The 26,584-nt window shown below is 40.6% G+C and carries 23 protein-coding genes; 20 read left to right on the top strand and 3 right to left on the bottom strand.

The annotated features are described in order from the left end of the window. Positions 1-45: 45 nt before the first annotated feature. From ACT17O_RS05585 to ACT17O_RS05510, 16 genes are all read left to right on the top strand, one after another. Positions 46-927 (top strand): diacylglycerol/lipid kinase family protein, encoded by an 882-nt coding sequence (locus ACT17O_RS05585; protein ID WP_132973438.1) that lies wholly within the window; start codon positions 46-48, stop codon positions 925-927. A gap of 63 nt (positions 928-990) precedes the next feature. Then, entirely contained in the window at positions 991-1,482 is a 492-nt protein-coding gene (locus ACT17O_RS05580; protein WP_278276074.1) for a phosphoribosylanthranilate isomerase, read from the top strand. Positions 1,483-1,660: 178 nt separating this feature from the next. Continuing rightward, positions 1,661-3,403, top strand: a complete 1,743-nt coding sequence (locus tag ACT17O_RS05575; protein WP_278276075.1) for a glycoside hydrolase family 13 protein — start codon at positions 1,661-1,663, stop codon at positions 3,401-3,403. Positions 3,404-3,559: 156 nt separating this feature from the next. Further along, positions 3,560-4,435, top strand: a complete 876-nt coding sequence (locus ACT17O_RS05570; protein WP_278276076.1) for a DUF4300 family protein — start codon at positions 3,560-3,562, stop codon at positions 4,433-4,435. 20 nt (positions 4,436-4,455) lie between these two features. After that, positions 4,456-4,632: a hypothetical protein gene (locus ACT17O_RS05565; RefSeq protein WP_180364456.1), complete on the top strand. Its 177-nt coding sequence runs from the start codon at positions 4,456-4,458 to the stop codon at positions 4,630-4,632. 97 nt (positions 4,633-4,729) lie between these two features. Further along, a complete protein-coding gene (locus tag ACT17O_RS05560; RefSeq protein ID WP_268725208.1) occupies positions 4,730-5,236 on the top strand; it encodes a YfbM family protein in 507 nt (168 codons plus the stop codon). A 178-nt stretch (positions 5,237-5,414) separates the two neighbouring features. Further along, on the top strand, positions 5,415-5,969 hold the full coding sequence (locus ACT17O_RS05555; RefSeq protein ID WP_000532577.1) for a hypothetical protein: 555 nt from the start codon (positions 5,415-5,417) through the stop codon (positions 5,967-5,969). 621 nt (positions 5,970-6,590) lie between these two features. Continuing rightward, a complete protein-coding gene (locus ACT17O_RS05550; protein ID WP_444817202.1) occupies positions 6,591-8,051 on the top strand; it encodes an aminotransferase class I/II-fold pyridoxal phosphate-dependent enzyme in 1,461 nt (486 codons plus the stop codon). Next, on the top strand, positions 8,052-8,912 hold the full coding sequence (gene speE / locus ACT17O_RS05545; protein WP_000366713.1) for a polyamine aminopropyltransferase: 861 nt from the start codon (positions 8,052-8,054) through the stop codon (positions 8,910-8,912). Beyond that, positions 8,909-10,168, top strand: a complete 1,260-nt coding sequence (locus ACT17O_RS05540) for a saccharopine dehydrogenase family protein (RefSeq protein ID WP_444817201.1) — start codon at positions 8,909-8,911, stop codon at positions 10,166-10,168. The genes speE and ACT17O_RS05540 overlap by 4 nt, the downstream gene beginning before the upstream one ends. Continuing rightward, positions 10,168-11,295: a carboxynorspermidine decarboxylase gene (gene nspC, locus ACT17O_RS05535; protein ID WP_070567347.1), complete on the top strand. Its 1,128-nt coding sequence runs from the start codon at positions 10,168-10,170 to the stop codon at positions 11,293-11,295. The genes ACT17O_RS05540 and nspC overlap by 1 nt, the downstream gene beginning before the upstream one ends. Continuing rightward, a complete protein-coding gene (gene aguA, locus ACT17O_RS05530) occupies positions 11,292-12,377 on the top strand; it encodes an agmatine deiminase (protein WP_444817200.1) in 1,086 nt (361 codons plus the stop codon). The genes nspC and aguA overlap by 4 nt, the downstream gene beginning before the upstream one ends. A 9-nt stretch (positions 12,378-12,386) precedes the next feature. Continuing rightward, positions 12,387-13,262 (top strand): N-carbamoylputrescine amidase, encoded by an 876-nt coding sequence (gene aguB / locus ACT17O_RS05525; protein ID WP_444817199.1) that lies wholly within the window; start codon positions 12,387-12,389, stop codon positions 13,260-13,262. Between the two features lie 144 nt (positions 13,263-13,406). Continuing rightward, complete coding sequence (locus tag ACT17O_RS05520; protein WP_444817198.1) at positions 13,407-14,144, top strand: TraX family protein; 738 nt, start codon at positions 13,407-13,409, stop codon at positions 14,142-14,144. 106 nt (positions 14,145-14,250) lie between these two features. Then, positions 14,251-14,949: a response regulator transcription factor gene (locus tag ACT17O_RS05515; protein WP_444817197.1), complete on the top strand. Its 699-nt coding sequence runs from the start codon at positions 14,251-14,253 to the stop codon at positions 14,947-14,949. After that, complete coding sequence (locus ACT17O_RS05510; RefSeq protein ID WP_444817196.1) at positions 14,949-15,827, top strand: sensor histidine kinase; 879 nt, start codon at positions 14,949-14,951, stop codon at positions 15,825-15,827. Before ACT17O_RS05515 ends, ACT17O_RS05510 begins: the two co-directional genes overlap by 1 nt. 37 nt (positions 15,828-15,864) lie before the next feature. Here ACT17O_RS05510 and ACT17O_RS05505 read toward each other — a convergent pair whose 3' ends face one another. The 3 genes from ACT17O_RS05505 to ACT17O_RS05495 all read right to left on the bottom strand — a co-directional run bounded on the left by ACT17O_RS05505 (position 15,865) and on the right by ACT17O_RS05495 (position 18,488). Further along, positions 15,865-16,617 carry an ABC transporter permease gene (locus ACT17O_RS05505; RefSeq protein ID WP_444817195.1) on the bottom strand — a complete coding sequence of 251 codons (753 nt, stop codon included), beginning with the start codon at positions 16,615-16,617 and terminating at the stop codon, positions 15,865-15,867. A 10-nt stretch (positions 16,618-16,627) separates the two neighbouring features. Continuing rightward, positions 16,628-17,536, bottom strand: a complete 909-nt coding sequence (locus ACT17O_RS05500; RefSeq protein ID WP_444817194.1) for an ATP-binding cassette domain-containing protein — start codon at positions 17,534-17,536, stop codon at positions 16,628-16,630. Positions 17,537-17,678: 142 nt separating this feature from the next. Continuing rightward, a complete protein-coding gene (locus tag ACT17O_RS05495; protein WP_444817193.1) occupies positions 17,679-18,488 on the bottom strand; it encodes a Cof-type HAD-IIB family hydrolase in 810 nt (269 codons plus the stop codon). A gap of 146 nt (positions 18,489-18,634) precedes the next feature. Between ACT17O_RS05495 and ACT17O_RS05490 the strand changes: the two genes are divergently transcribed. The 4 genes from ACT17O_RS05490 (at position 18,635) to addA (ending at position 26,547) form a co-directional block, all read left to right on the top strand. Continuing rightward, entirely contained in the window at positions 18,635-19,096 is a 462-nt protein-coding gene (locus ACT17O_RS05490; protein ID WP_444817192.1) for a MarR family winged helix-turn-helix transcriptional regulator, read from the top strand. Then, positions 19,089-19,508: an EVE domain-containing protein gene (locus ACT17O_RS05485; protein WP_444817191.1), complete on the top strand. Its 420-nt coding sequence runs from the start codon at positions 19,089-19,091 to the stop codon at positions 19,506-19,508. The genes ACT17O_RS05490 and ACT17O_RS05485 overlap by 8 nt, the downstream gene beginning before the upstream one ends. Before the next feature lie 113 nt (positions 19,509-19,621). Continuing rightward, the gene (rexB, locus tag ACT17O_RS05480) at positions 19,622-22,897 is read left to right on the top strand and encodes an ATP-dependent nuclease subunit B (protein ID WP_444817190.1); all 3,276 of its coding nucleotides are present in this window, start codon (positions 19,622-19,624) and stop codon (positions 22,895-22,897) included. After that, the gene (gene addA / locus ACT17O_RS05475) at positions 22,894-26,547 is read left to right on the top strand and encodes a helicase-exonuclease AddAB subunit AddA (protein WP_444817189.1); all 3,654 of its coding nucleotides are present in this window, start codon (positions 22,894-22,896) and stop codon (positions 26,545-26,547) included. Before rexB ends, addA begins: the two co-directional genes overlap by 4 nt. The last annotated feature ends 37 nt before the right edge of the window (positions 26,548-26,584 follow it).

Genomic DNA, 26,584 nt, shown 5'->3' with positions numbered 1-26,584 from the left:
ATAATGAAATATAAAGGTTTCAAACGAATATTAAGGAGAAAATCAATGAAAAAAGTAATGTTAATTATTAACCCTACCTCTGGTGGAGAAAAGGCTTTGGATTATAAGGTCAAGCTGGAGAATAAAGCCAAAGATTATTTTGAGCAGGTGGAAACCAAAATTACTGAAAAAGCCTTAGATGCAACACATTTTGCTGAAGAAGCTTCTCGTGAGCAGTACGATGCAGTGGTTGTGTTTGGTGGAGACGGGACTGTCAATGAAGTCATTTCTGGTATTGCTGAGAGAGACTACATTCCTAAGTTAGGGATTATCCCTGGTGGGACGGGTAACCTCATTACGAAACTATTGGAAATCAATCAAGACATCGATGGCGCGATAGATGAACTCGATTTTAATTTAACCAACAAGATTGATATTGGTAAAGCGAATGATAACTATTTTGGTTATATCTTTAGTATCGGTTCTCTGCCTGAGGCGATTCACAATGTGGAAATCGAGGACAAGACAAAATTCGGTATTCTTGCCTATGCTGTAAATACCATGAAGTCTGTCATGACGGATCAGGTTTTTAACATTAAGATTGAGACGGAAAATGGAAATTATGATGGTGAAGCTAGTCATGTTTTGGTTCTCTTGACAAATTACTTCGCTGATAAGAAAATCTTTGAAGAAGACAAAGATGGCTATGCCAATATTTTGATTCTAAAAGATGCTTCTATATTCTCTAAATTATCCGTCATTCCGGATTTACTAAAAGGAGATGTTGTCGGCAATGATAATATTGAGTATATCAGAGCGCGTAATATTAAGATCTCTTCAGATAGTGAATTGGAGTCAGATGTTGACGGCGATAAATCGGATAACCTACCTGTTGAAATCAAAGTCCTAGCTCAGCGAGTAGAAGTATTTTCAAAACCGAAAGAGTAGAAGGTAGAAGTTAGTTTATTTTTCACTGCGAAATCGAGTTTCATATCAACGATTGGAGGAGGAATGAATTCTCTATTTGATGAATTTCGAACAATTTGTTCTCATTTAAACCAAGTCGGAATCACTCCGACGCTCATGGGGTCTTTGGGGTTTGAATACCGTTCAAATGAAGAATGGGGGCCGTCTGACATTGACATTCATGTGCCTGGTGACCCTAGAGGTTGGGAAGCACCTGATCATCTCAGAATTTATTCGTGGGACAAGATAATGAAAGTGATGAAACACTTAGGCTATGCCTTAATAGATATTCATGAGCATGAATTCCAAAAAGATGGTCTGAGTGTTGAATTCGGAAGTATCGATTCTTTACCTGATTTTGCAGGAGTTTCGGAATCAGATATAGAGCTGATTCATCTCGAGGACATCACGTTTCGTGTTCCAAGTTTAGAACAGTATTTAAGTATTTACAAGGCTTCTTCCCAAGATTCCTATCGAAATAACCACAATAACAATAAGGATTTTAAAAAGATAGAATGGTTAGAAAGACAGTTGTAAATCATCATTTGAAAAGTAGCAAGTTGTAAGACTGGCTGCTTTTTTATATTCTCAAAATCAAACCACTCGAAACTGCGGACAAGCCTTGCAAATAAAATACGAAAGTAGTATACTAGAATCACAATTATGAAAACGTTTGCGCAGCAAGATGAATAAAAGTAAACTAGGAGACAGAACAATGGAATTAACAGCCATTTACCACAGATCAGAGTCGGAGTATGCTTATCTTTATAAAGACAAGACAATGCACATTCGCATCCGGACCAAGAAAGATGATATTGAAAGCATCAACTTACATTATGGTGATCCTTTTATCTTTATAGAGGACCGTTATGAAGATAGTAAGGAGATGGTCAAAGTAACTTCTGATGCCTTATTTGATTACTGGCAAGCGGAAGTTTCAGTTGGCTATGCACGACTCCAGTATCTCTTTGAACTCAAGGATAAGCAGGGTCAGAGTATTTTGTATGGCGATAAGGGATGTGTTGAAAATATGCTAGAAAACCTTCATTATGAAGGAAATGGCTTTAAAATTCCGTATATCCATGAGATTGATGCTTGCCACGTTCCTGACTGGGTAGCAGAGACGGTATGGTACCAGATTTTCCCAGAACGTTTTGCTAATGGGAACCCTGAAATTTCTCCAGAAGGGGTCCTAGATTGGGATTCCTCTATCAAGCCAAAGACGAGCGATTTCTTTGGTGGTGATTTACAAGGTATTATTGACTATCTGGATTACTTGCAAGATTTGGGGATTACAGGACTTTATCTCTGTCCAATCTTTGAATCCCCAAGCAATCACAAGTATAATACGACGGATTATTTCGAAATTGACCGTCATTTTGGAGATAAGGAGACCTTCCGTCAACTGGTGGAGGAGGCACATCAGAGAGACATGAAAATCATGCTGGACGCTGTTTTCAATCATATCGGGGATCAGTCTCCGCAGTGGCAGGATGTTCTCAAGCATGGTGAAAAGTCGGAATATAAAGACTGGTTCCATGTTCAAGAGTTCCCAGTTACCAAGGATAAGCTGGGTGATCCAAGAAAACTCCCTTACCATACCTTTGCCTTTGCCAGCTATATGCCCAAGCTAAATACGGCCAATCCTCAAGTGAGGGACTATTTGTTGAGCGTTGCGACCTACTGGATTGAAGAGTTTGATATTGATGCTTGGCGCCTGGATGTGGCAAATGAAGTAGACCATCAATTTTGGAGAGATTTCCGTAAGGCTGTCTTGGCTAAAAAGCCTGACCTTTATATTCTTGGAGAGGTCTGGCACACCTCCCATCCTTGGTTAAATGGCGATGAATTCCACGCAGTTATGAACTATCCTCTCTCCGACAGCATCAAGGATTATTTCTTGCGAGGGGTTAAGAATCCTTATCAGTTTATCAATGAAATCAATAGCCAATCAATGTACTATAGACAACAGATTTCGGAAGTGATGTTCAATCTTTTGGATTCGCACGATACGGAGCGCATTTTGGCTACTGCTAAGGGAGATGTTCAACTCGTTAAGTCGGCACTTGCCTGTCTCTTTTTACAAAGGGGGACACCGTGTTTCTACTATGGAACGGAGTTGGAGTTAGGTGGAGGACCAGATCCAGATTGTCGTCGTGTCATGCCTTGGGAACGTGTTTCAGACAGTAATGAGATGCTTAATTTTATGAAGAAATTGATTCAACTTCGTAAGGATGTTTCAGGCATTATCCAACATGGCACCTATAGTCTGCAAGAAATCAAGCCAGATGTTCTAGCTCTAGAATGGAATTATGATGGAAAAAAAATCCAAGCTATTTTTAACCAATCAACTGAAAACTATCTTTTAGAAGACAGTGATGCTGTAGCGCTAGCCAGTCATTGCCAAGAATTGGACCAGCAACTTGCGCTTTTGCCTAAAGGTTTCGTCATTCAATAAAAAATAGGATTAAAAAGACTGTAATGAATAGGTGATTCGTGCAGTCTTTTTTTGACTTATGTAGTATAATAAAGCTAAATCACGGATTACTTGTTGATGGATTAGTGAAGAGTGTTTAAAAAGTAATAGAGAATGGTACTCTAGAAGGAGAATTGCATGAAACGAACGAGAAAAGTAGTAGCCTTGGGACTGTGTTTGCCCTTATTTCTTGGATTGGCTGCTTGTCAGCAAAATAATACGAGCACTGAAGCTGCAAACCAGACACAGACCAGTTCGGATAAAGTTCCTTGGACGGCTTCATATACCAATCTGAACAATCAGGTCAGTACCGAAGAGGTCAAATCTCTCTTATCAGCTCACTTGGACCCAAATAGTGTTGATGCATTTTTCAATCTTGTCACAGATTATAATGCGACTGTCGGTTCTACTGGCTTAAGTGGGGATTTTGCCTCCTTTACGAAGACAGAATACGACGTAGAGAAAATCAGCAATCTCTGGAATCAAAAAAAGGGTGACTTTGTCGGGACCAACTGCCGTATTAATAGCTATGCGTTATTAAAAAATTCAGTCACGATCCCAAAACTTGAAAAGAATGACCAGCTACTTTTTGTGGATAACGATGCTATCGATAAGGGAAAAGTATTTGACGCGAAAGATAAGGAAGAGTTTGATATTCTATTTTCTAGGGTGGAGACGGAAGCGACAACGGATGTAAAAGTTCACGCGCAGAAGATGGAGAAATTCTTCTCCCAGTTTCAATTTAATGATAAAGCTCGGATGTTGTCTGTTGTGTTGCATGACAATTTGGATGGAGAGTATCTTTTTGTCGGTCACGTTGGTATTTTAGTGCCAGCTGAGGAGGGTTTCTTATTTGTAGAGAAACTGACTTTTGAAGAGCCTTATCAAGCTATTAAGTTTGCGAGTAAGGAAGATTGTTACAAATATTTGGCTACCAAGTATGCAGATTACACAGGTGATGGCCTAGCTAAGCCTTTCATCATGGATAATGAAAAGTGGGTTGAAGCTTATTAAGAAAGGTTAGGTAGAATCGCATGGAGACTGTAATAGCGCTTTTAGTTCTCATTCTTATCGGGTTCTGGGCTATAAACATTCTCAAACCTCGTAAGGCAAATAATAAAGAGCGATTTTTAGGCTATACTCAGCGCTATGATATTGACGGCGAGGGATACCAGTCAGAAGTCTGGGAAGTGACAGAAGATGAGGATTAGAAATAAGGAGGAGAGTCCAAAAACAGTATTATGTCTTTTCAAGAAAGGGAAATAGTAAAATCAGTGCTATCCTAAGAAACGAATAGGAGGAAACATTATGGGAATGATTGCTAATTATCGATATCTATCTGACAATGAATTAAGCCAAATAATGCGAGATTCTCGTCAGGAAGAGGAATTGCTTGACTTAGTAGAGGATTCTACTAAGGAAAATGAGACGTTGATAGATATTGACAAAATGTGGGACGCCTTACTCTTTGTTATGACAGGCTTTAGTAGTTCAGAATTTATGGATGACGATCCTTTGAGAGAAGCTGTCTTGGGAGTGACCCCTTTAGAAAATGTGTCGGAATATATAGCCTATACTGAAAAGTCAAAGATAGCTGAGATTGTTCAAGCTTTAGAGAATTTTGACATGGATAGGGCTCTAGCTAACTTTAGCATGGAAGCATGCAAGAAGGCAGATTTGTATCCCGATATTTGGGATTATCTTGATGAAGAGGAAGAAATCAAGGATGATATTCGAACCTGTTTTGTAAAAATGAAGGATTTTTATAAGAAAATCTTAGTTCTCAAGGGGAATATCTTAGTGACTATTTGTTAAGTACTTTCTCCAACTGTTAGTCAGGTGCGTGATGAATGCACATCTAGAAAATTGTACACCTGATGACTTGTCTGGTGAAGAAAATATTCCACAGTATAGTTGGACGGAATAGATAGAAATTGGTTATAGAATTTGTAAGCATAATAGATTTTAAGCTTTAAGATGGAGGACTAAAGAGATGGGAAGAATTGAATGGGAAAATGCCAAGACACGTTTAGATGCCTTACTTGTCATTGATGAGTATCGAACAGATCCAAATGAGACCTGGCTTCGATTGATCGTTAAGACTGAGGGAAGCTATGGGGCTCGTTACCTTATCGACAATGGCTCTGGTGATTCTCTAGATGTGATTTTGACTGATAAAATGATCCTCATAAAAGGTTTTGATCATGAAAGTAGTTTGAGTCAATTTGCTGCGAATGAGTGGAATCAAGACATCATAGACGGATTTTATAAAGGACTGGATGAAAAGTATCAAAACCTATACTCAGAAGAACAAAAAGATGAAACAACCTTCTTTATCTGGTATGATGGACAAGAGCATCAAAATACCTACCAAGATCAGGACGGTGGTGAATGGTTATTATCCTACTTCTTTGACAGTTTTGAGCGATTTCATGAGTTTGTGACGGATTACTATTCAATTACCGTAGATGAGGACTTACTTAGAAAACTTTACAATCAAGGACAGCTTTCAGAAGTAGAATTGGAGCAGTTGATTCCCACTTCCTAGCTGGAAATATTTATGAAATCTGATGAAAAGAATTGATTTTCAATATCAAGTTATACTTTAAGATTATTGAAGCAGCTAATGGTTGTAGTTTCTTTTTTCTTATGCAGATAACGATTTAAAACGATTTCTTTTTATTGTTGAAAGATATTTCGCGAACAAAAAACAAGATTATTAAAAAAAGTTTAACAAAATCCTTTACAAGCTCTTATAAACATGATATAGTTATAAGGCTTAGAAAATGAGATGATGTTTTCTAGCAAATATAAACCCGAGTAAAAAATGCCTACGGACAGGCAGGGTTGAATGCCGAAGCGTGGTTGAAAAGCCACATTATTGATAGGGTTAAAAGCCTACTTTTATAAGTTGATGTTAGGATATTTGTCCTAATTCATAAATTTTAGTGTGGTGAAAGCACACGTCATCTTGTGAAACGATCAATAAAGTACGTAATATTTGCTACTAGAGAGTTAGGAAACATCAGGAACAGACATACTCAACAGAAACCAAAATACACACGTCAGAAGATTGCAGAGCAGGTGAAAACCTGCTCTTTTTTCATAAGTCAACCTTTAGTCGCCTTTATCTTCTTGAGGTGCTAAAAATACGGTAAAGGAGTATGTCTTGAAGAAGTTAGATCAAAACCAAGCCCCAATTTACGAGGCCTTGGTCAAGCTACGCAAGAAAAGGATTGTCCCCTTTGATGTGCCAGGTCACAAGCGTGGACGAGGAAATCCAGAACTTGTCGAACTGTTAGGAGAAAAATGTGTTGGCATTGATGTCAATTCTATGAAACCCTTAGATAATTTAGGACATCCCATTTCGATTATTCGAGACGCAGAGGAATTAGCTGCGGATGCTTTTGGAGCAGCGCATGCCTTTCTCATGATCGGGGGAACAACTTCATCTGTTCAAACCATGATTCTTTCCACCTGCAAGGCAGGAGATAAGATTATTCTGCCACGTAATGTCCATAAATCTGCTATCAATGCGCTGGTTCTATGTGGCGCCATTCCCATCTATATCGAGATGAGTGTAGATCCTAAAATCGGCATCGCTTTAGGACTTGAAAATGACCGTGTGGCTCAAGCTATAAAGGAACATCCAGATGCCAAGGCTATCCTCATCAACAATCCAACTTACTATGGGATTTGTTCAGACCTCAAGGGTTTAACGGAAATGGCTCACGAAGCTGGCATGATGGTTTTAGTAGATGAAGCCCATGGAGCGCATTTGCATTTTACAGATAAGCTTCCAATTTCTGCTATGGATGCAGGGGCTGATATGGCGGCGGTCTCTATGCATAAGTCTGGTGGGAGTTTGACCCAAAGCTCCATTTTACTTATTGGGGAGCAGATGAACCCTGAGTACGTTCGTCAGATTATCAACCTGACCCAGTCTACATCTGCCTCTTACTTGTTGATGGCTAGTCTAGATATTTCGCGTCGCAACTTAGCCCTTCGTGGTAAAGAGTCTTTTGAGAAGGTCATTGAGCTATCCGAATACGCTCGTCGTGAGATCAATGCTATCGGTGGCTACTATGCTTACTCTAAAGAGTTAATAGACGGTGTTTCCGTTTGTGATTTTGATGTTACTAAGTTGTCAGTCTACACTCAGGGTATTGGCTTAACCGGTATCGAGGTTTATGACCTCTTACGGGATGAATATGACATTCAGATCGAGTTTGGTGATATCGGCAATATCTTGGCCTATATTTCCATTGGAGATCGTATCCAAGATATCGAGCGCTTGGTTGGTGCTTTGGCTGATATCAAGAGACTCTACTCAAGAGATGGAAAAGATTTGATTGCTGGAGAATATATCCAACCCGAGTTAGTGCTGTCTCCGCAAGAAGCCTTCTATTCAGAAAGAAATAGTTTAACCTTGGATGATTCTGTTGGACAAGTCTGTGGGGAATTTGTCATGTGTTATCCTCCAGGGATTCCAATCTTGGCTCCTGGTGAACGGATTACACGAGAAATTGTAGACTATATCCAATTTGCAAAGGAACGTGGTTGCTCCCTCCAAGGGACGGAAGATCCAGAGGTCAATCACATCAACGTCATTAAGAGAAAGGAGAACTAGATGGATTTATGGTTTTCTGAAGTTCATACTCCAGATGTGAAATTGTCCTTGAGAACTGCCAAGCAACTCTATGCTGGAAAAAGTGAATGGCAGGATATCGAAGTCTTGGATACGCCAGCTTTTGGAAAAATACTGATTTTAAATGGGCATGTCTTGTTTTCAGATGCGGATGATTTTGTTTACAATGAAATGACTGTTCACGTTCCCATGGCTGTCCACCCGAATCCCAAGAAAGTCTTGGTTATTGGGGGTGGTGACGGTGGTGTTGCCCAAGTATTAACCCTCTATCCTGAACTGGAACAAATCGATATTGTGGAACCAGATGAAATGTTGGTTGAAGTCTGTCGTGAGTATTTCCCAGACTTTGCTGCAGGGCTAGATGATCCTCGTGTTACCATTTACTACCAAAATGGGCTACGCTTTTTGCGAAACTGCGAAGATGACTACGATATTATCATCAACGACGCGACAGATCCATTTGGACATACGGAAGGGCTCTTTACCAAGGAATTTTACGGAAACAGTTACAGAGCTCTGAAGGAAGACGGCATCATGATCTATCAGCATGGGAGTCCCTTCTTTGACGAGGATGAGTCAGCTTGCCGAAGTATGCACCGTAAGGTCAATCAAGCCTTTCCAATCAGTCGAGTTTATCAGGCCCATATCCCAACCAGTCCAGCGGGTTATTGGTTGTTTGGATTTGCATCTAAAAAATACCACCCTGTCAAAGATTTTGATAAGGAAGGCTGGAAAAAACGCCAGCTTTTCACAGAATACTACACTGCAAACTTACATGTGGGGGCCTTTATGTTGCCCAAGTATGTTGAGGACATTTTAGAAGAAGAGGAAGGAAAAAAATGAGTCGTTTATTAGTTATTGGATGTGGGGGCGTTGCCCAAGTTGCTATTTCAAAGATTTGCCAAGATAGCGAAACTTTTAAAGAAATTATGATTGCTAGCCGTACAAAGTCAAAATGTGATGACTTGAAGGCTAAATTAGAAGGCAAAACAAATACTAAGATTGAGACAGCCGCTCTTGATGCTGACAAGGTTGAAGAAGTGATTGCTTTGATTGAAAGCTACAAGCCAGAAGCTGTTTTGAACGTAGCTTTACCATACCAAGATTTGACCATTATGGATGCTTGTTTAGCGACTGGAGTTCACTATATCGACACAGCTAACTACGAGGCAGAAGACACAGAAGATCCTGAGTGGCGTGCCATCTACGAAAAACGCTGCAAGGAACTTGGTTTTACAGCCTACTTTGATTATTCATGGCAATGGGCTTATCAGGAGAAATTCAAAGAAGCAGGCTTGACAGCTCTGCTTGGATCTGGTTTTGACCCAGGTGTGACTAGTGTCTTTTCAGCCTATGCTCTCAAACACTATTTTGATGAAATCCACTATATCGACATTCTAGACTGTAATGGTGGTGACCATGGTTATCCATTTGCGACCAACTTTAACCCAGAAATCAATCTACGTGAGGTTTCTGCGCCGGGTTCTTACTGGGAAGATGGAAAATGGGTAGAAGTTGAAGCTATGTCTATCAAACGTGAGTATGATTTCCCTCAAGTTGGCCAAAAAGACATGTATCTCCTCCACCATGAAGAAATTGAATCATTAGCAAAAAATATTCCAGGAGTTAAACGCATTCGCTTCTTTATGACTTTTGGACAATCTTATCTAACGCACATGAAATGCTTGGAAAACGTTGGTCTCCTTCGTACAGATGCTATTAATTTTAACGGACAAGAAATCGTACCAATCCAATTCTTGAAAGCCTTGCTTCCAGATCCTGCAAGCCTTGGACCACGTACTGTTGGAAAAACTAATATCGGATGTATCTTTACAGGTATCAAAGATGGCGTTGAAAAGACAATCTACATCTACAATGTTTGCGACCATCAGGAATGCTACGCAGAAGTTGGTTCTCAAGCAATTTCTTACACAACAGGCGTTCCAGCTATGATTGGGACAAAATTGGTTATGAACGGAACTTGGAAACAACCTGGAGTTTACAACCTTGAAGAATTGGATCCAGATCCATTCATGGAAGCTTTGAATGAGTACGGCTTACCTTGGGTTGTGGTTGAAAATCTACAAATGGTGGACTAATGAAGCTAGAACAAGTACCCACACCAGCCTATGTCATTGACTTGGCCAAGTTAGAAGCCAATTGCCATATTTTACAGCAAGTTCAGGAAGAAGCGGGCTGCAAGGTTTTACTGGCCCAGAAGGCTTATTCTCTCTACAAAACCTACCCCATGATTAGCCAGTATCTATCTGGTACAACGGCTAGTGGACTCTATGAAGCTAAGTTAGCTAGAGAAGAGTTTCCGGGGGAAGTCCATGTCTTTGCGCCTGCTTTCAAGGAATCAGATATGGAAGAGCTACTACAAATATCTGACCATATCGTTTTTAACTCCGAGAGACAGTTGCGTAAACACGGTCCTCGTTGCCGAGAGGCTGGTATCAGTGTCGGTTTGCGCCTCAACCCTCAGTGTTCAACTCAAGGAGATCACGCGCTCTACGATCCTTGTGCACCTGGCTCCCGTTTTGGAGTTAGCTTAGACAAGATACCGAGTGATTTGCTGGACTTGGTGGATGGGCTTCATTTTCATACCCTTTGTGAACAGGGGGCAGATGATTTAGAGATAACTTTGAAAGCTGTAGAAGAACAGTTTGGACCTTATTTACATGAAGTCAAATGGCTCAATATGGGTGGAGGACACCACATCACAAGAGAAGACTACGATGTGAATTTGCTGATTTCTGAAATCAAACGTATCCGAGATACTTACAATCTTGAAGTCTATATCGAGCCGGGTGAAGCTATTGCGCTCAATGCGGGTTATCTAGCAACTGAAGTATTGGACATTGTCGAAAACGGTATGGAAATCTTGGTTTTAGACGCCTCTGCGACCTGCCATATGCCAGATGTACTTGAAATGCCCTATCGTCCACCTTTGAGAAACGGATTTGATGCGCGTGAAAAAGCCCATACCTATAGACTTTCTTCTAATACCTGTCTGACGGGTGATGTGATTGGTGATTATAGTTTTGAAAATCCAGTCCAAATCGGTGATAGACTTTACTTTGAAGACATGGCAATCTACTCCTTTGTCAAAAATAATACCTTTAACGGTATTGGATTGCCAAGTCTCTATCTTATGGACGAGCAGGGTGACTGCAGCTTAGTCAAAGCCTTTGGCTATCAAGATTTTAAAGGGAGATTATCATGATAGAAACTCCGAAAAAAGCAGGCTATCGTATGCCAGCAGAGTACGAACCCCATCATGGCACCCTCATGATATGGCCGACTCGACCAGGTTCATGGCCTTTTCAAGGAAAGGCTGCAAAAAAAGCATTTAGCCAAATTATCAAGACCATAGCAGAAGGGGAAACTGTTTATCTTTTGGTGGAACGGGACCATCTATCTGAAGCCCAATCCTATCTCGGAGACAAGGTCGTTTATCTAGATATTCCTACCAATGATGCCTGGGCCCGTGATACTGGTCCGACTATTCTCGTCAATGATAAAAGAGACAAGTTGGCAGTCGATTGGTCTTTCAATGCCTGGGGTGGAGCTGTAGATGGTCTTTATCAAGATTATGAAGAGGATAACCAAGTAGCTAGTCGTTTTGCTGAGGCATTGGAAATGCCTGTTTACGATGCCAAACCTTTTGTACTGGAAGGCGGGGCAATCCAAAGCGATGGTCAAGGGACCATTCTTGTGACTGAAAGTTGCCTACTAAGCGCTGGTCGCAATCCTCATCTCAGTAAAGAGGAAATCGAAAACACCTTATTAGAGAGCCTTGGCGCTGAAAAAGTTATCTGGCTTCCTTATGGTATTTATCAGGACGAAACCAATGAACATGTTGACAATGTTGCAGCTTTCGTTGGTCCTGCTGAACTTGTCTTGGCTTGGACAGATGATCAAAACGATCCCCAGTATGCCATGTCTGCAGCTGACCTTGCCCTTTTAGAAAAGGAAACGGATGCAAAAGGTCGCACTTTCACTATTCATAAGCTTCCTATTCCAGCTAATCTACAAGTCGTTACTGAAGAAGATTTGTCAGGCTACATCTATGAAGAAGGGGAAGAAGAGCGTTATGCAGGTGAACGTCTTGCAGCTTCCTATGTCAATTTTTATATTGCCAACAAGGCTGTCCTTGTTCCCCAATTTCAAGATAAAAACGACCAAGTGGCCCTAGATATCCTCAGCAAGTGTTTCCCAGACCGTGAAGTGGTAGGAATACCAGCCAGAGATATTCTATTAGGTGGTGGCAATATCCACTGTATCACCCAACAAATCCCAGAATAGGAGAAAAAGATGAGAAATGTTAGAGTTGCAGCGATCCAGATGCAATGCGTCAAGGATGTGGCAACAAATATCCAAACAGCTGAACATTTAGTTCGACAAGCTGCAGACCAAGGCGCACAAATCATCCTCTTGCCAGAGTTGTTTGAACGTCCTTATTTTTGTCAGGAACGCCAGTATGACTACTACCAGTATGCCCAGTCGGTGATAGAAAATACAGCCATTCAGCATTTTAAAGTGCTTGCTAAGGAACTAAAAGTTGTTCTACCAATTAGTTTTTATGAAAAAGATGGCAATGTCTTATATAACTCTATTGCCGTTATTGATGCTGATGGTGAAGTGCTGGGCGTTTATCGGAAAACCCACATACCAGATGACCATTATTATCAAGAAAAGTTTTATTTTACGCCTGGTAACACTGGTTTCAAGGTCTGGGATACTCGCTATGCTAAGATTGGGATTGGTATCTGTTGGGATCAATGGTTCCCCGAAACAGCGCGCTGTCTTGCGTTGAATGGGGCAGAATTGCTTTTTTACCCAACAGCTATTGGTTCAGAGCCAATTTTGGATACAGACAGTTGTGGGCACTGGCAACGTACGATGCAAGGACACGCAGCAGCAAATATTGTTCCAGTCATTGCAGCCAATCGTTACGGTTTGGAAGAAGTCACTCCTAGTGAGGAAAATGGTGGACAAAGTTCCAGTCTTGACTTCTACGGTTCGTCCTTTATGACGGATGAAACAGGAGCTATTTTAGAGAAAGCTGAAAGACAAGGTGAAGCTGTTCTGTTAGCGACCTATGACCTTGACAAGGGTGCAAGTGAACGCCTCAACTGGGGACTGTTTCGAGATAGAAGACCTGAAATGTACCAACGAATTACGGACTAGAAGATAAATTTTATAATTATTTTTTGATATTCACGTCTATCTTACAAAAATGTAAGATAGGCTTTTTAAATGTAAGATGGGTGTACGATTATGCGTGGAAATGTATGCTATACTCTATGTAGTTCAAAATGAAAGAGGTTTATTATGAAAAAATGGAATGCAACGCAGTTGAAGTACTTGATAGCAGCTATAATGGTTTTAGACCATATCCCCCATATCACAGGAATCGTTTCTCCTATGTGGGAAGGTATCTTTCATGCTATGACTCGTTGTGTAGGAGTTTGGTTTGCCTATATGGCTATGGAAGGCTTCATCCATACTCGAAACTTGAAAAACTACCTCATCCGCCTTTGGTCTTGGGCGCTTATCATGTTTGCTGGAAATAGTCTACTCAATGCCCTATTTGCATCCAAAGGAGTAATGGTTAATAATAACATTTTCTTGACTTTGGCAATCGGTGTCACCATGCTTTGGATTGGTTTTCCCAGAAAAGAGATGGATAAAAAGGAGAAGTTGTGGCGTCGGATTGGAGTTGCTGGGCTCTTGATTTTCGGTTGTCTTTTTACTGAGGGTGGTATTACTATGCTACCATTTCTCTTGATTAGTTACTCTTGTCGAAATCGCAAAGGATTGCGAAATCTCCTTTATGCTTTTCTGTGGGCCTTCTTGTTAGTGACTTCCATCCAAATTTACGACACTTGGCACCAAACACTGGAAATGATGCTTTTCAATTCTGACTGGCTCTTTATCACCGTCTTTCCTTTTATGGCCTTGTATAATGGACAGCGAGGAAAAGAAACTAGTTGGAGTAAATATTTCTTTTACATTTTCTACCCAGCTCATCTATGGATTATAACTCTGATTGCTTATTTGGTTAAGTAGATTCAATATTCATTAGCTCCTTCTTGCTTAAAATGCGAGAGGAGCTTTTCTGTATCTGGAATTCCTAACAAAACATGTTATAATAGTTTTAGAAAGGACGAGGTTTATGGCGAACATACTTGTAGTTGAAGATAATAATGAAATCCAGGAAATCTTAAGAACCCTTCTTGCAGAGGAACATGAGGTGATTCAAGCATTTTCTGGTACAGAAGGTATCATGCAATTTGACAAAGGTGGCATTGATCTCGTTCTGCTAGATATCATGCTTCCAGGGAAAAATGGCGACCAAGTCTTGCAAGCCATTCGACAAACTAGTCAGACACCAGTTATCATGCTCACTGCTTTAAGTGATAAAAAACTTATCAGCCAATATCTCTTAGACGGTGCCAATGATTATATAGTAAAACCTTTTGATTTGAATGAAGTCTTTGCCAGAGTCACTGTGCAGTTACGCCAAAACGGTGAACATCAGTCAGAAGATCGAAGAGAAATTGATAATTTCGTACAAAACTTTAAAAATATCCAGTTCGATGCGGATAGTTTTGAAATAAGTAACGCAACTGAAACCATTCGCCTTGCAAAGAAAGAGTGTCAGATTCTCCAAATGTTGCTCCAGCATCCTAAAAAAATCTTCACCAAGGAAGAACTCTATGAATTGATTTGGGAAGAAAGTTACTTGCCTGGAGACAATACGCTCAACACTCATCTAAGCAATCTCCGTAAGAAACTACATCAACTGGATCCAAATCACGAATACATCGAAACAATTTGGGGAGTTGGTGTTCGATTAAAAGGAGACAAATAATGAATTACATTTTGATATCAATATTACTCCTCATTAACATCATTTTGGCGATTTCTTTGATTCGCTACCATATAGCAATTAGAGATTTAAGCAGACAAATTGAAGAAAAGATTCGCTCTGGTAGCATGAAGAGGATCGGTGTAAATTTCTTTTCAAAGACCATTTTGCGTCTACATAACCAAATTGAGAATCTATTTCAAGTAGTGGAGCAAAACAAGCTAATCATGAAGCGTGAAAAACACACCCTAGATATGGCAATCAGTAACATAGCTCATGATATTCGGACACCTTTAACAATCGCTTCAGGATACACTCAGCAACTAATAAAACACCCCGATAATAGTTCAGAAACCTTAAATAAAATAGCCCATCATCAGGATTTGGTTTCCAAACGGTTGGAGGCTCTCCTCGAATACCGTCATTTGATGGAAGGAGCAGTCAAACCGAAACTGGAAGAACTTGATTTATCAACTTTTATAACGAAAAAAACTTTAGCCTATTACGACGTTTTTCAATCTTCACATATTGTTCTTGATTTTAATGTTGAACCAGGATTGAAAACGACGACTGATGAGGACTTGCTTGATCGAATTATACAAAACCTCCTTGGAAATGTTCTCAAGCATGGCAAGGAGAAAGCTCGACTTTCTTTGAAGAAGGAAGAAAATAGGCTTGTTTTGGAAATTGATAACCTAGTCAAAAAACCTATCAAGAATATAGACAATCTCAGCAATCGTTTTTATTCTGAAAATATGTCAGATACTGAAGAATCCTCTGGTTTAGGTCTCTATATTACTGAGGAATTAGTTCATCTTCTTGGAGCGGAAATGAAGCTAGCCACTGATGGAGAATGGTTTTCAGTCTTTATTTATCTTTAACAGAAGAAACCTCCTCTATATCCTAGAGGAGGTCCTTTTATAAGCTTTTCTTCTTGAAAATAGTCAGTCCACTGAAAGAGAAGAAAAGTATGACTGTTACGCAAACCGTGATGGTATAGAGAATAGCTTGACTATTACTAGTCATAGCATAGGCAAAATCTAGAATTAAATATCGTAGAATTTCAATATCTGGGAAAACAAGCATTGGAATAGAAAGGACGATAGAGCTAATCAGATAACCAATAAATACGGCAAGATAAGAATGAGTCAGGTAGAGAATAAAGGAAACAATGGAAAGCCAAGCAAGGAGGCAAAGAAATTGAACGAAAATGGTTATCAAAAGATTACCAATAAAACCATCAGGCATTGTACCAATTCCGTTTAGTAGAGTAGCGGGAATAAAGGCAATCACAAGGCTGGCGATGAGTTGTAAGAGAGCGATACTTGCTAGTACAAAGGATTTAGCAAGGAAAAACTCGGTACGAGAAACACCCACTGTCAAACTATTTTTATATAGTTTGCCGATTAGGTCGACCCCAAGAACGAGGCAGGCTAGGATGATGCAGAGGAAAACGAGATTTGAGCCGTTATTAGACGCGTTGATTAGAGCTTCTATCCCATTCCAACCATGGGTAGGAATCTCGGATGGTGCTGGTTGAACGGACATTAGATGTCCTGTAGCTCCTATAGTTGCACCCATTAGCATGAGAGCAAAGAGAATAAATTCTGTAATCCAGAATCCTTTGGAGCGAAAGAGACGGTAAAAATCTGCTTGAATGGTGTGTATCATGATTTTTCTCCTATTCTACCAATTGTGTGAAGTATTCTTCTAGATTTTGACGGGCAAAGTAAATCTCGTCAATAGAGATATCTGCCAAAGTTAGTTGCTTAAGAATCTGTTTGACATCTTGTTCATTACCAAAGATATGGATTTCATTTTCTGAATTGACAACCTTAAACTGGAGCTGGATTTGTTCTTTCAATACTTGACAAGCTCTTTCTTTATCGCTTGTTCTAAGCACGATATAATCCTCACTTAGTGTTTCAAACTCAGCCTTGCTGATTTCACGGATGATCTTACCTTGATCTAAGATACCAAAACGATTAGCTAGGAGATAGAGTTCTGACAAGATATGGCTAGAGACGAGAATGGTTATGCCTTTTTCTTGATTGAGGCGTTGAATCATCAGACGAAATTCTTTGATTCCAATTGGGTCGAGACCGTTGATAGGTTCATCTAAGATCAGGAAGTCGGGTTTAGATAGGAGAGCAATGGCAATTCCAAGTCTTTGTTTCATTCCTAGCGAGAAATCACGAAAGACTTTTTTCCCGGTATCTGACAAGCCAACATAGTCCAAGGTCTCCTGAATCACCTTATCAGCATTTGGGATATGACGAATCATACAATAATATTTCAGATTCTGGTATGCTGTCAAGTGATTGTGAGCTACAGGTGATTCGATAACAGAACCCACTCTAGATAAAGCCTTGGTCCACTCATTTTGTTCTTTGCTAGAAAAGAGAGAAACTGTACCTTTGTCCGCAAACAATAATTGTGTAATGATTTTGATAAGAGTAGTTTTACCTGCTCCGTTTTTTCCAATTAGACCATAAATATCTCCCTCTTTTATGGTTAGACTAAGATCTTGAAGAATAGCTTGTTGGCCGAATTGTTTGGTCAGTCCATGAATTTCGAGTACTGTTTTCATGATTTTCTCCTTTTGATTTATTTTTCTAACTTTAGTATAAGCTATAGAAATCAAAGAAAGTTCAAGTAATTCTAAAGAGTTTCTAAAGTTTTGTAATTCTTAAAAGAAACAAAACCCAGTTGACATGAACTGGGCTTCTAAATTATAAAATATACTTCTCAATCGCACGCGCGACACCGTCTTCATCGTTGCTGGCTGTAACGTCATTAGCAAGGGACTTGACATAATCGCTAGCATTTCCCATAGCAATGCCAAGTCCTGCAAACTGAAGCATTTCGATATCGTTATTGGCATCGCCCATGGCCATAATTTCTGAGGGCTCGATCTTCAAAATCGCTGCTAGTCGAGAAAGAGCAGTAGCCTTTGTTGTTCCAAGTGGCATAGCTTCATAAATGACAGGCTGCGAACGAACACCGCTGAACCGTTGGCATAGTTCTGTCGCAAAACGCTGCTCAAAATCGTCTGTTTGCTCTTTTGTTCCTAAAAACATGCCTTGGAACATCCGATACTTGCCACTAGTCGCGTCCTTAAGGGAGATTTCAGTCAGGTCTGAAAAGACTAGCTTGGCATCATTTTGAACAATTTGATTAGGCTTGCCACCGAGGACAAAATAATGTTTCTCATCAAAAAGAGTCAACTGAACGTCGCTTTTTTCTGCTAGGTCATAGAGGTATTCAATGTCAGCTGGACTGAGTTCTTGCCAGTCCACTAGACTCCAGTCACTGGTCTGATGGGTTGAACAACCATTATTGACGATGACATACTCATTCTGAAGGTCCAATCCCAGTTTTTTGTAGTAAGGAAGAACACCAAAAAGCGGGCGACCTGTACAGAGAACCAGTTTGACACCTTTTTCAATAGCTTGGTGAATGGCAGTGATGTGGGCTTGCGGGATTTCCTTGGCTTCATTAAGGAGGGTTCCGTCCATATCCAAGGCAAGTAGTTTAATCATAAGACTTCCTTTTCTAGGTGTTTTGCTTTTATTATAGCATATAGACTATAAAATGTCCGACAGAATTGTAAAATTCGACTTTCCTTTTCTTGAAAAACAAAATAAATTCTTATATAATATGTATACTTAATATTTTAGGAGAAATAATGTCAAAGTATCACTTTAATTCAATTTACAAAAATGATGAAACAGAGTCTACAGGTCTTCTGTTCATCAAAGTCTACAACAAATGGGAAAGCAACTTAAAAAGAGTCTTGAAATCAGTTGGACTCACTTTTCCTCAATTTATCGTTTTGACTTCGCTTTTGTTTCTGTCTAATAGAGAGGAATATGTAACGCAAGTTGATATTGCTCGGTTCACTGGAATGGATGTCATGACGGTTTCCCAGATTGTTAGGCTACTGGAGAAGAAAGACTACATTAGACGCGACCAACACCCAAAGGATAGTCGGGCAAAACTTGTCTCAGTGACGAAGTCTGGCGCGGAGAAGGTCAATCAAGCTTTACCTTTAGTAGAAGGTGTTGATGAAGAATTTTTTGAAAAACTATCTAACGATAGAGAAGTTTTTAATCGCTTTTTAGTAGAGTTGGAGGATAAAAATGCCTAGATATTGGGTCGGAGTTGTTTCGAAGAACCATGTTTTAAGAGGAGTTGAAGGGAATTTTTGCCAGGTCTGTCATGGAAAGGGCGGTCCCTTAAATCGTATGAAAAAAGGTGACTACCTTTTATACTATAGCCCAAAATACGATATGAACGGTCAAGATAAGTTACAGGCTTTTGTGGCCGTAGGTAAAATTACAGATGACAAAGCCTATCAAGTAGAGCAGTTTGAAGGATTCTTTCCCTTTAGACGAAATGTCGAGTATTATATACCAGTCAAAGATTGTTCCATAGAAATAGCCAGACAACATCCTGAATGGAGAGACTATACTTCTCGACTTCGCTATGGACATTTTGAAGTTTCCAAAGACTTTTTCCTCTATATCTTTCAACATATGAAAGTGGATGATGAAGCATGATTGATTTGCTAATTAAATGATTGTCAACTAGAATTTTGGATTTGGACTGTGAAGCGAACTTTGCTATATGCTATAATAGAGTAAGAAACTTTGATAAAGCAAACGAGGCTGAGATGAAATTACTTTATACTGATATTCGGACTTCTTTGACAGAAATCCTGACTAGAGAGGCGGAGGAGTTAGTTGCTGTGGGCAAGCGGGTCTTCTACATCGCCCCAAACTCTCTTTCTTTTGAAAAGGAACGCGCCGTGCTGGAATGCTTGTCCCAGCAGGCTTCTTTTGCGATTACCGTCACGCGTTTCGCTCAAATGGCTCGTTACCTGGTTTTAAATGATTTGCCAGCTAAGACGACTCTAGATGACATCGGGCTTGGGATGGCTTTTTATAAGTGCCTTGCGGAACTAGATCCCAAGGACTTACGTGTTTATGGTGCGATTAAACAGGATCCTCAATTTATCCAGCAGTTGATTGAACTTTATCATGAGATGACGACTGCTCAGATGAGCTTTTTGGACTTGGAAAGTTTGACGGATGAGGATAAACGAGCAGATTTACTCTTGATTTTTGAGAAAGTAACAGCCTATCTTAATCAAAGTCAGTTGGCTCAGGGAAGTCAGTTATCCCATTTGATTGAGGCTATTGAGAATGATAAGGTAAGTAGTGATTTCAGTCAGATTGCCTTGGTTATTGATGGATTTACCCGTTTTTCTGCCGAGGAAGAGCGTGTAGTGGATCTACTTCATCGAAAAGGTGTCGAGATTGTCATTGGTGCTTATGCAAGCAAGAAGTCCTATACCAGTCCGTTCTCTGAAGGGAATCTCTACCAAGCCAGTGTGGAATTTCTTCATCATTTGGGGGCAAAATACCAAACACCTGCTCAGGATCGTTCTCAGACACATGAGAAAATGTATAGTTTTGACAAGGCTTCTCGTTTGCTGGAGTCTTCTTATGACTTTTCAGAACTCACCTTGGATATCGATGAGAAAGACAGGGAAAACTTGCAAATCTGGTCTTGTTTGACACAAAAGGAAGAGTTGGAGCTGGTGGCCCGTAGCATTCGTCAGAAATTACATGACCATCCAGAACTGAGTTACAAGAATTTTCGTATTTTGCTGGGGGATGTGTCTTCTTACCAGTTATCACTGAAAACTATTTTTGACCAGTATCAGATTCCTTTCTATCTAGGTAGAAGTGAATCCATGGCTCACCACCCTTTGACTCAGTATGTCGAATCTATTTTGCGTTTGAAACGCTACCGTTTTCGTCAGGAGAATTTGATTAATCTCCTCAGAACTGGTCTGTATACTGACCTTAGCCAAGAGGATATTGATGCTTTTGAGCAATATCTCCGCTATCTTGGTATCAATGGCTTGCCAGCTTTTCAGCAGACCTTCACAAAATCTCACCACGGAAAATTTGATTTAGAGCGTTTAAATGCTCTTCGTCTGCGAGTTTTGGTACCACTTGAAACCTTATTTGCCAGTCGAAAACAAAAGGCTGAAAATCTCTTGCAAAAGTGGAATGCTTTTCTAAAAAATGCTGCTTTAAGCAAGCAGATGCAAGAATTGACAGCTACTATGGAAACTCTAGAACAGGAAAGACAAGCCGAAGTTTGGAAAGCCTTCTGCCATGTTTTAGAACAATTTGCGACCGTTTTTGCCGGTTCGCAAGTTAGTCTAGAGGACTTCCTGTCCTTGCTTCATTCTGGGATGAGTTTGTCCCAGTATCGCACCATTCCAGCAACTGTTGATACTGTTCTGGTGCAGAGTTATGATTTGATTGCCCCTCTGACCGCTGACTTTGTCTACGCCATTGGGCTGACTCAGGATCATTTTCCAAAAATCGCGCAAAACACCAGTCTGTTAACAGATGAAGAACGACAAAGCCTAAACCAAGCGACTGAAGAGGGAGCACAATTACTGATTGCAAGTAGTGAAAATCTCAAGAAAAATCGCTATACCATGCTTTCCTTAGTCAATGCTGCTCGTAAGCAGTTGGTGTTATCCGCTCCAAGTCTCCTCAATGAAAATGAGAGTAAGGAATCAGCTTATCTTCAAGAGCTAGTTCATTTTGGATTTAGCCGGATAGAGAAGAAGATTCATCAAAAAGGTCTGTCTAAGGATGATATGGGTTCTTATCACAGTCTCTTGTCTAGTCTAGTTGCCTATCATCAGCAGAGTGAGACGAGTGATACTGAGCAAGATTTGACTTTTGTCAAGGTTTTGGCTCGTGTCATGGGGAAAAAACTTGATCAGAAAGGTCTTACAAATCCAGCACTCCCAACTAGCCCAAGTAGCAAGCCATTAGAGAAAGAGACCTTGCAGGCTCTCTATCCAGCTGACAAGGAGTTTTACTTGTCTACCTCTGGTTTGACGGAGTTTTACCGCAATGAATACAGTTATTTCCTCCGTTATGTCTTAGGTTTGCAGGAAGAATTGCGCCTTCGTCCAGATGCTCGCAGTCACGGGAATTTCTTGCATCGTATTTTTGAACGTGCCTTGAAACTGCCTGATGAAGATTCCTTTGACCAACGTCTGGAACAAGCTATTCAAGAAACCAGTCAGGAACGGGAATTTGAGGCTATTTATCAGGAAAGTTTGGAAGCCCAATTTACCAAGGAAGTTCTAATTGATGTCGCGCGAACTACGGGCCACATCCTTCGTCATAATCCAGCCATTGAAACCATCCAAGAGGAAGCAACATTTGGTGGTAAAGATCAGGCCTTTATTCAATTGGATAATGGTCGCAGTGTCCATGTGAGAGGCAAGGTTGACCGAATCGACCGTTTGAAAGCTGATGGAGCACTGGGAGTGGTAGACTACAAGTCTAGTCTGACTCAGTTCCAGTTTCCGAATTTCTTTAATGGCCTCAATTCCCAACTGCCAACCTATCTTGCTGCTCTTAAGGGAGAAGGAGAGCAAAACTTTTTCGGCGCCATGTACTTGGAAATGGCTGAACCTGTCCAATCTCTGTTGACCGTTAAGAGTTTGGATGGAGCAGTAGTAGAGGCTAGCAAATCAATGAAATACCAGGGACTCTTTTTAGAAAAAGAAAGCAGTCATTTGAGTGAATTTTACAACAAAAACAAGGCTAATCAGCTGACAGATGAGGAATTTCAACTCTTACTAGACTATAATGCCCATCTTTACAAGAAGGCTGCTGAAAAGATTTTAGAAGGCCAGTTCGCCATCAATCCATACACAGAGAACGGCAGAAGTATTGCTCCATACGTCCAGCAACACCAATCCATCACAGGTTTTGAAGCAAATTTCCACTTGGGACAAGCCCGTTTCCTTGAGAAATTAGAGTTGTCTGACGGCAAACGTTTGGTCGGAGAAAAACTCAAACAAGCTTGGTTTGAAAAAATGAGAGAGGAGTTAAATCGATGAAGCCCATTTCCTTTTTAACTGAGGAAGAAATTCAAAAACTGCAAGAAGCAGAAGCGAATTCGAGAAAGGAACAGAAGAAAACTGCCGAGCAAATCGAAGCCATTTATACCGCAGGGCAAAATATCCTTGTTTCAGCGTCTGCTGGATCAGGGAAGACCTTTGTTATGGCCGAGCGCATTCTTGATCAATTGGCGCGAGGTGTGGAAATCAGCCAACTCTTTATCTCGACCTTTACCGTCAAGGCTGCTACAGAGCTTAAGGAACGTTTGGAGAAAAAAATCAGCCAACAAATCCAAGAAACCGATGATGTCGAGCTCAAACAACACTTGGGACGTCAGTTGGCAGGCCTGCCAAACGCTGCCATCGGAACCATGGACTCCTTTACGCAAAAATTCCTTGTCAAACATGGCTATCTGATTGATATCGCACCGAACTTCCGTATTTTGCAAAATGAAAGTGAACAGTTACTCTTAAAGAACGAAGTTTTTCATCAGGTTTTTGAAGAGCATTACCAAGGTGAGAATAAAGAGAAATTTAGCCGTTTGGTGAAGAACTTTGCTGGGCGTGGCAAGGATGAACGAGGTCTGCGCCAGCAAGTCTACAAAATCTATGATTTTCTTCAATCCACCAGTAGCCCCCAAAAATGGCTGAACGAGTCTTTCCTCAAAGGGTTTGAAAAAGCTGACTTTGCAAATGAAAAAGACAAACTAACTGAGCAAATCAAGCAAGCGCTTTGGGACTTGGAAAGTTTCTTCCGTTATCATCTGGATAATGATGCCAAGGAGTTTCCAAAAGCTGCCTATTTAGAAAATATGCAGCTGGTTCTGGATGAAATTGGCTCCTTAAATCAAGAGTCCGATAGCCAGGCTTATCGAGCAGTGCTTGCGCGTGTTGTCGTCATCTCTAAGGAGAAAAATGGTCGAGCTCTGGCCAACTCCAGTCGTAAGGCCGATTTGAAACTACTGGCTGATACCTATAACGATGAGAGAAAAGCCCAGTTTGCTAAACTAGGACAACTGGCGGACCAGATAACCATTCTCGACTATCAAGAACGTTATCATGAAGATACTTGGGAGCTAGCTAAAACCTTCCAAACCTTTATGAGTGATTTTGTTGAGGTTTATCGCGAACGTAAACGCCAGGAAAATGCATTTGAATTTGCTGATATCAGTCATTACACCATTGAGATTTTAGAGAATTTCCCACAAGTTCGCGAGGCTTATCAGGAACGATTCCACGAAGTCATGGTCGATGAGTATCAGGATACCAACCACATTCAAGAACGAATGCTGGAATTGCTGTCGAATGGTCACAATCGCTTTATGGTGGGAGATATCAAGCAGTCCATCTACCGTTTCCGTCAGGCGGACCCGCAGATTTTCAATGAGAAATTCCAACGCTATGCGCAAAATCCTCAAGAAGGCAAGTTGATTCTCCTCAAGGAAAATTTCCGTAGTAGTTCAGAAGTGCTATCAGCAACCAATGATGTTTTTGGACGCCTTATGGACCAAGATGTCGGAGAGATCAACTATGACAGCATGCACCAGCTTGTTTTTGCCAATACCAAACTGACTCCTAATCCAGACAACAAGGCAGAATTTCTCCTCTACGATAAGGACGATAGTGGGCAAGAGGAGGAAGAGAGCCAAGCAGAAACGAAACTCACTGGTGAAATGCGCCTGGTCATCAAGGAAATCTTGAAACTTCATCAGGAAAAAGGTGTTGCCTTCAAAAAAATTGCCCTTTTGACCTCTAGCCGCAGTCGAAATGACCAGATTCTCCTCGCCCTGTCTGAGTACGGAATTCCAGTTAAAACCGACGGTGAGCAAAACAATTATCTCCAATCCCTAGAAGTACAAGTCATGCTGGACACTCTTCGTGTCATCCACAATCCCCTGCAAGACTATGCCTTGGTTGCCCTTATGAAGTCTCCTATGTTTGGTTTTGATGAGGACGAGTTGGCACGCTTGTCCCTTCAGAAAGCAGAAGATAAGGTGCAAGAGAATCTTTACGAGAAGCTTGTCAATGCTCATAAACAAGCAGCTAACCAGAAAGAGTTAATTCACACAGATCTAGCAGAAAAATTAAATCAATTCATGGATATCTTGGATTCTTGGCGCTTATATGCCAAAACCCACTCTCTCTATGACTTAATTTGGAAGATTTATAATGACCGTTTTTATTATGACTATGTTGGAGCCTTGCCAAACGGACTTGCTAGGCAGGCTAATCTCTATGCCCTAGCGCTACGTGCTGACCAGTTTGAAAAGAGCAATTTCAAAGGCTTGTCTCGTTTTATTCGTATGATTGATCAAGTTTTAGAGGCTCAGCATGACCTCGCAAGCGTAGCTGTCGCACCGCCTAAAGATGCCGTGGAACTTATGACCATTCACAAGAGCAAAGGGCTGGAGTTCCCCTATGTCTTTATCCTCAATATGGATCAGGACTTCAACAAGCAAGACTCAATGTCAGACGTCATTCTCAGCCGTCAAAATGGGCTTGGTGTCAAATATATTGCCAAGGTGAAAACAGGAGCAGTGGAAGCACACTATCCTAAAACCATCAAACTTTCCATTCCTAGTCTAACTTATATCCAGAATGAGAAAGAACTGCAATTGGCTAGCTATTCAGAGCAGATGCGTCTGCTGTATGTTGCCATGACGAGGGGGGAGAGAAAACTTTATCTTGTCGGTAAGGGGTCTCGTGAAAAGCTAGAAGCCAAGGAATACCCAGCAGCAAACAACGGAAAATTAGATAGCAATACCAGACTGCAAGCAAGAAATTTCCAAGATTGGATCTGGGCTATCAGTAAAGTTTTTGCCAAGGACAATCTCAACTTTAGCTATCGCTTTGTTGGTGAAGACCAGTTGACTAGAGAAGCTATCGGGGAATTGGAAAACAAGAGCCCTTTACAAGACAGCTCTCAAGCAGACAACCGCCAGTCTGAAACTATCAAAGAAGCTTTGGAAATGCTGAAAGAAGTGGAAGTTTATAATACTCTTCACCGCGCAGCTATTGAGCTTCCTAGTGTTCAAACCCCAAGCCAAATCAAGAAATTCTACGAACCCGTTATGGATATGGAAGGGGTAGAAATTACTAACCAAACTCAATCACCGGAGAAGCAAATCAGCTTTGATTTACCAGATTTTTCAACTAAAGAAAAGGTAACTGGAGCTGAGGTTGGTAGTGCCACTCATGAACTCATGCAGAGAATTGACCTTAGTCAGCAACCAACACTTGCTAGCTTGACAGAAACTCTCAAACAAGTTCAGACTAGTCCAGCTGTTAGAAAAAAAATCAATCTTGCTAAAATCCTAGCTTTCTTTAACACAGCACTTGGTCAGGAAATTCTTGCTAATACAGACCATCTTTATCGCGAGCAACCTTTCTCTATGCTCAAAAAAGATCAAAAGAGTCAGGAAGACTTTGTTGTTCGTGGGATCTTGGACGGCTATTTACTTTATGAGGACAGAATTATTCTTTTCGACTATAAGACAGACCGTTACGATCAACCAAGTCAACTCATAGACCGCTATCGTGGTCAGTTAGCCCTATACGGAGAGGCTTTATCTAGAGCCTATTCGATAGAAAACATTGAAAAATACTTGATTTTACTCGGAAAAGATGAGGTTCAAGTTGTAAAAGTATAATTTATACTCTTCGAAAATCAAATTCAAACCACGTCAG

The organism is Streptococcus sp. HJ1 (genome assembly GCF_052399005.1).
Lineage (GTDB): Bacteria > Bacillota > Bacilli > Lactobacillales > Streptococcaceae > Streptococcus.
This window is presented reverse-complemented; position numbering and strand designations above follow the sequence as displayed.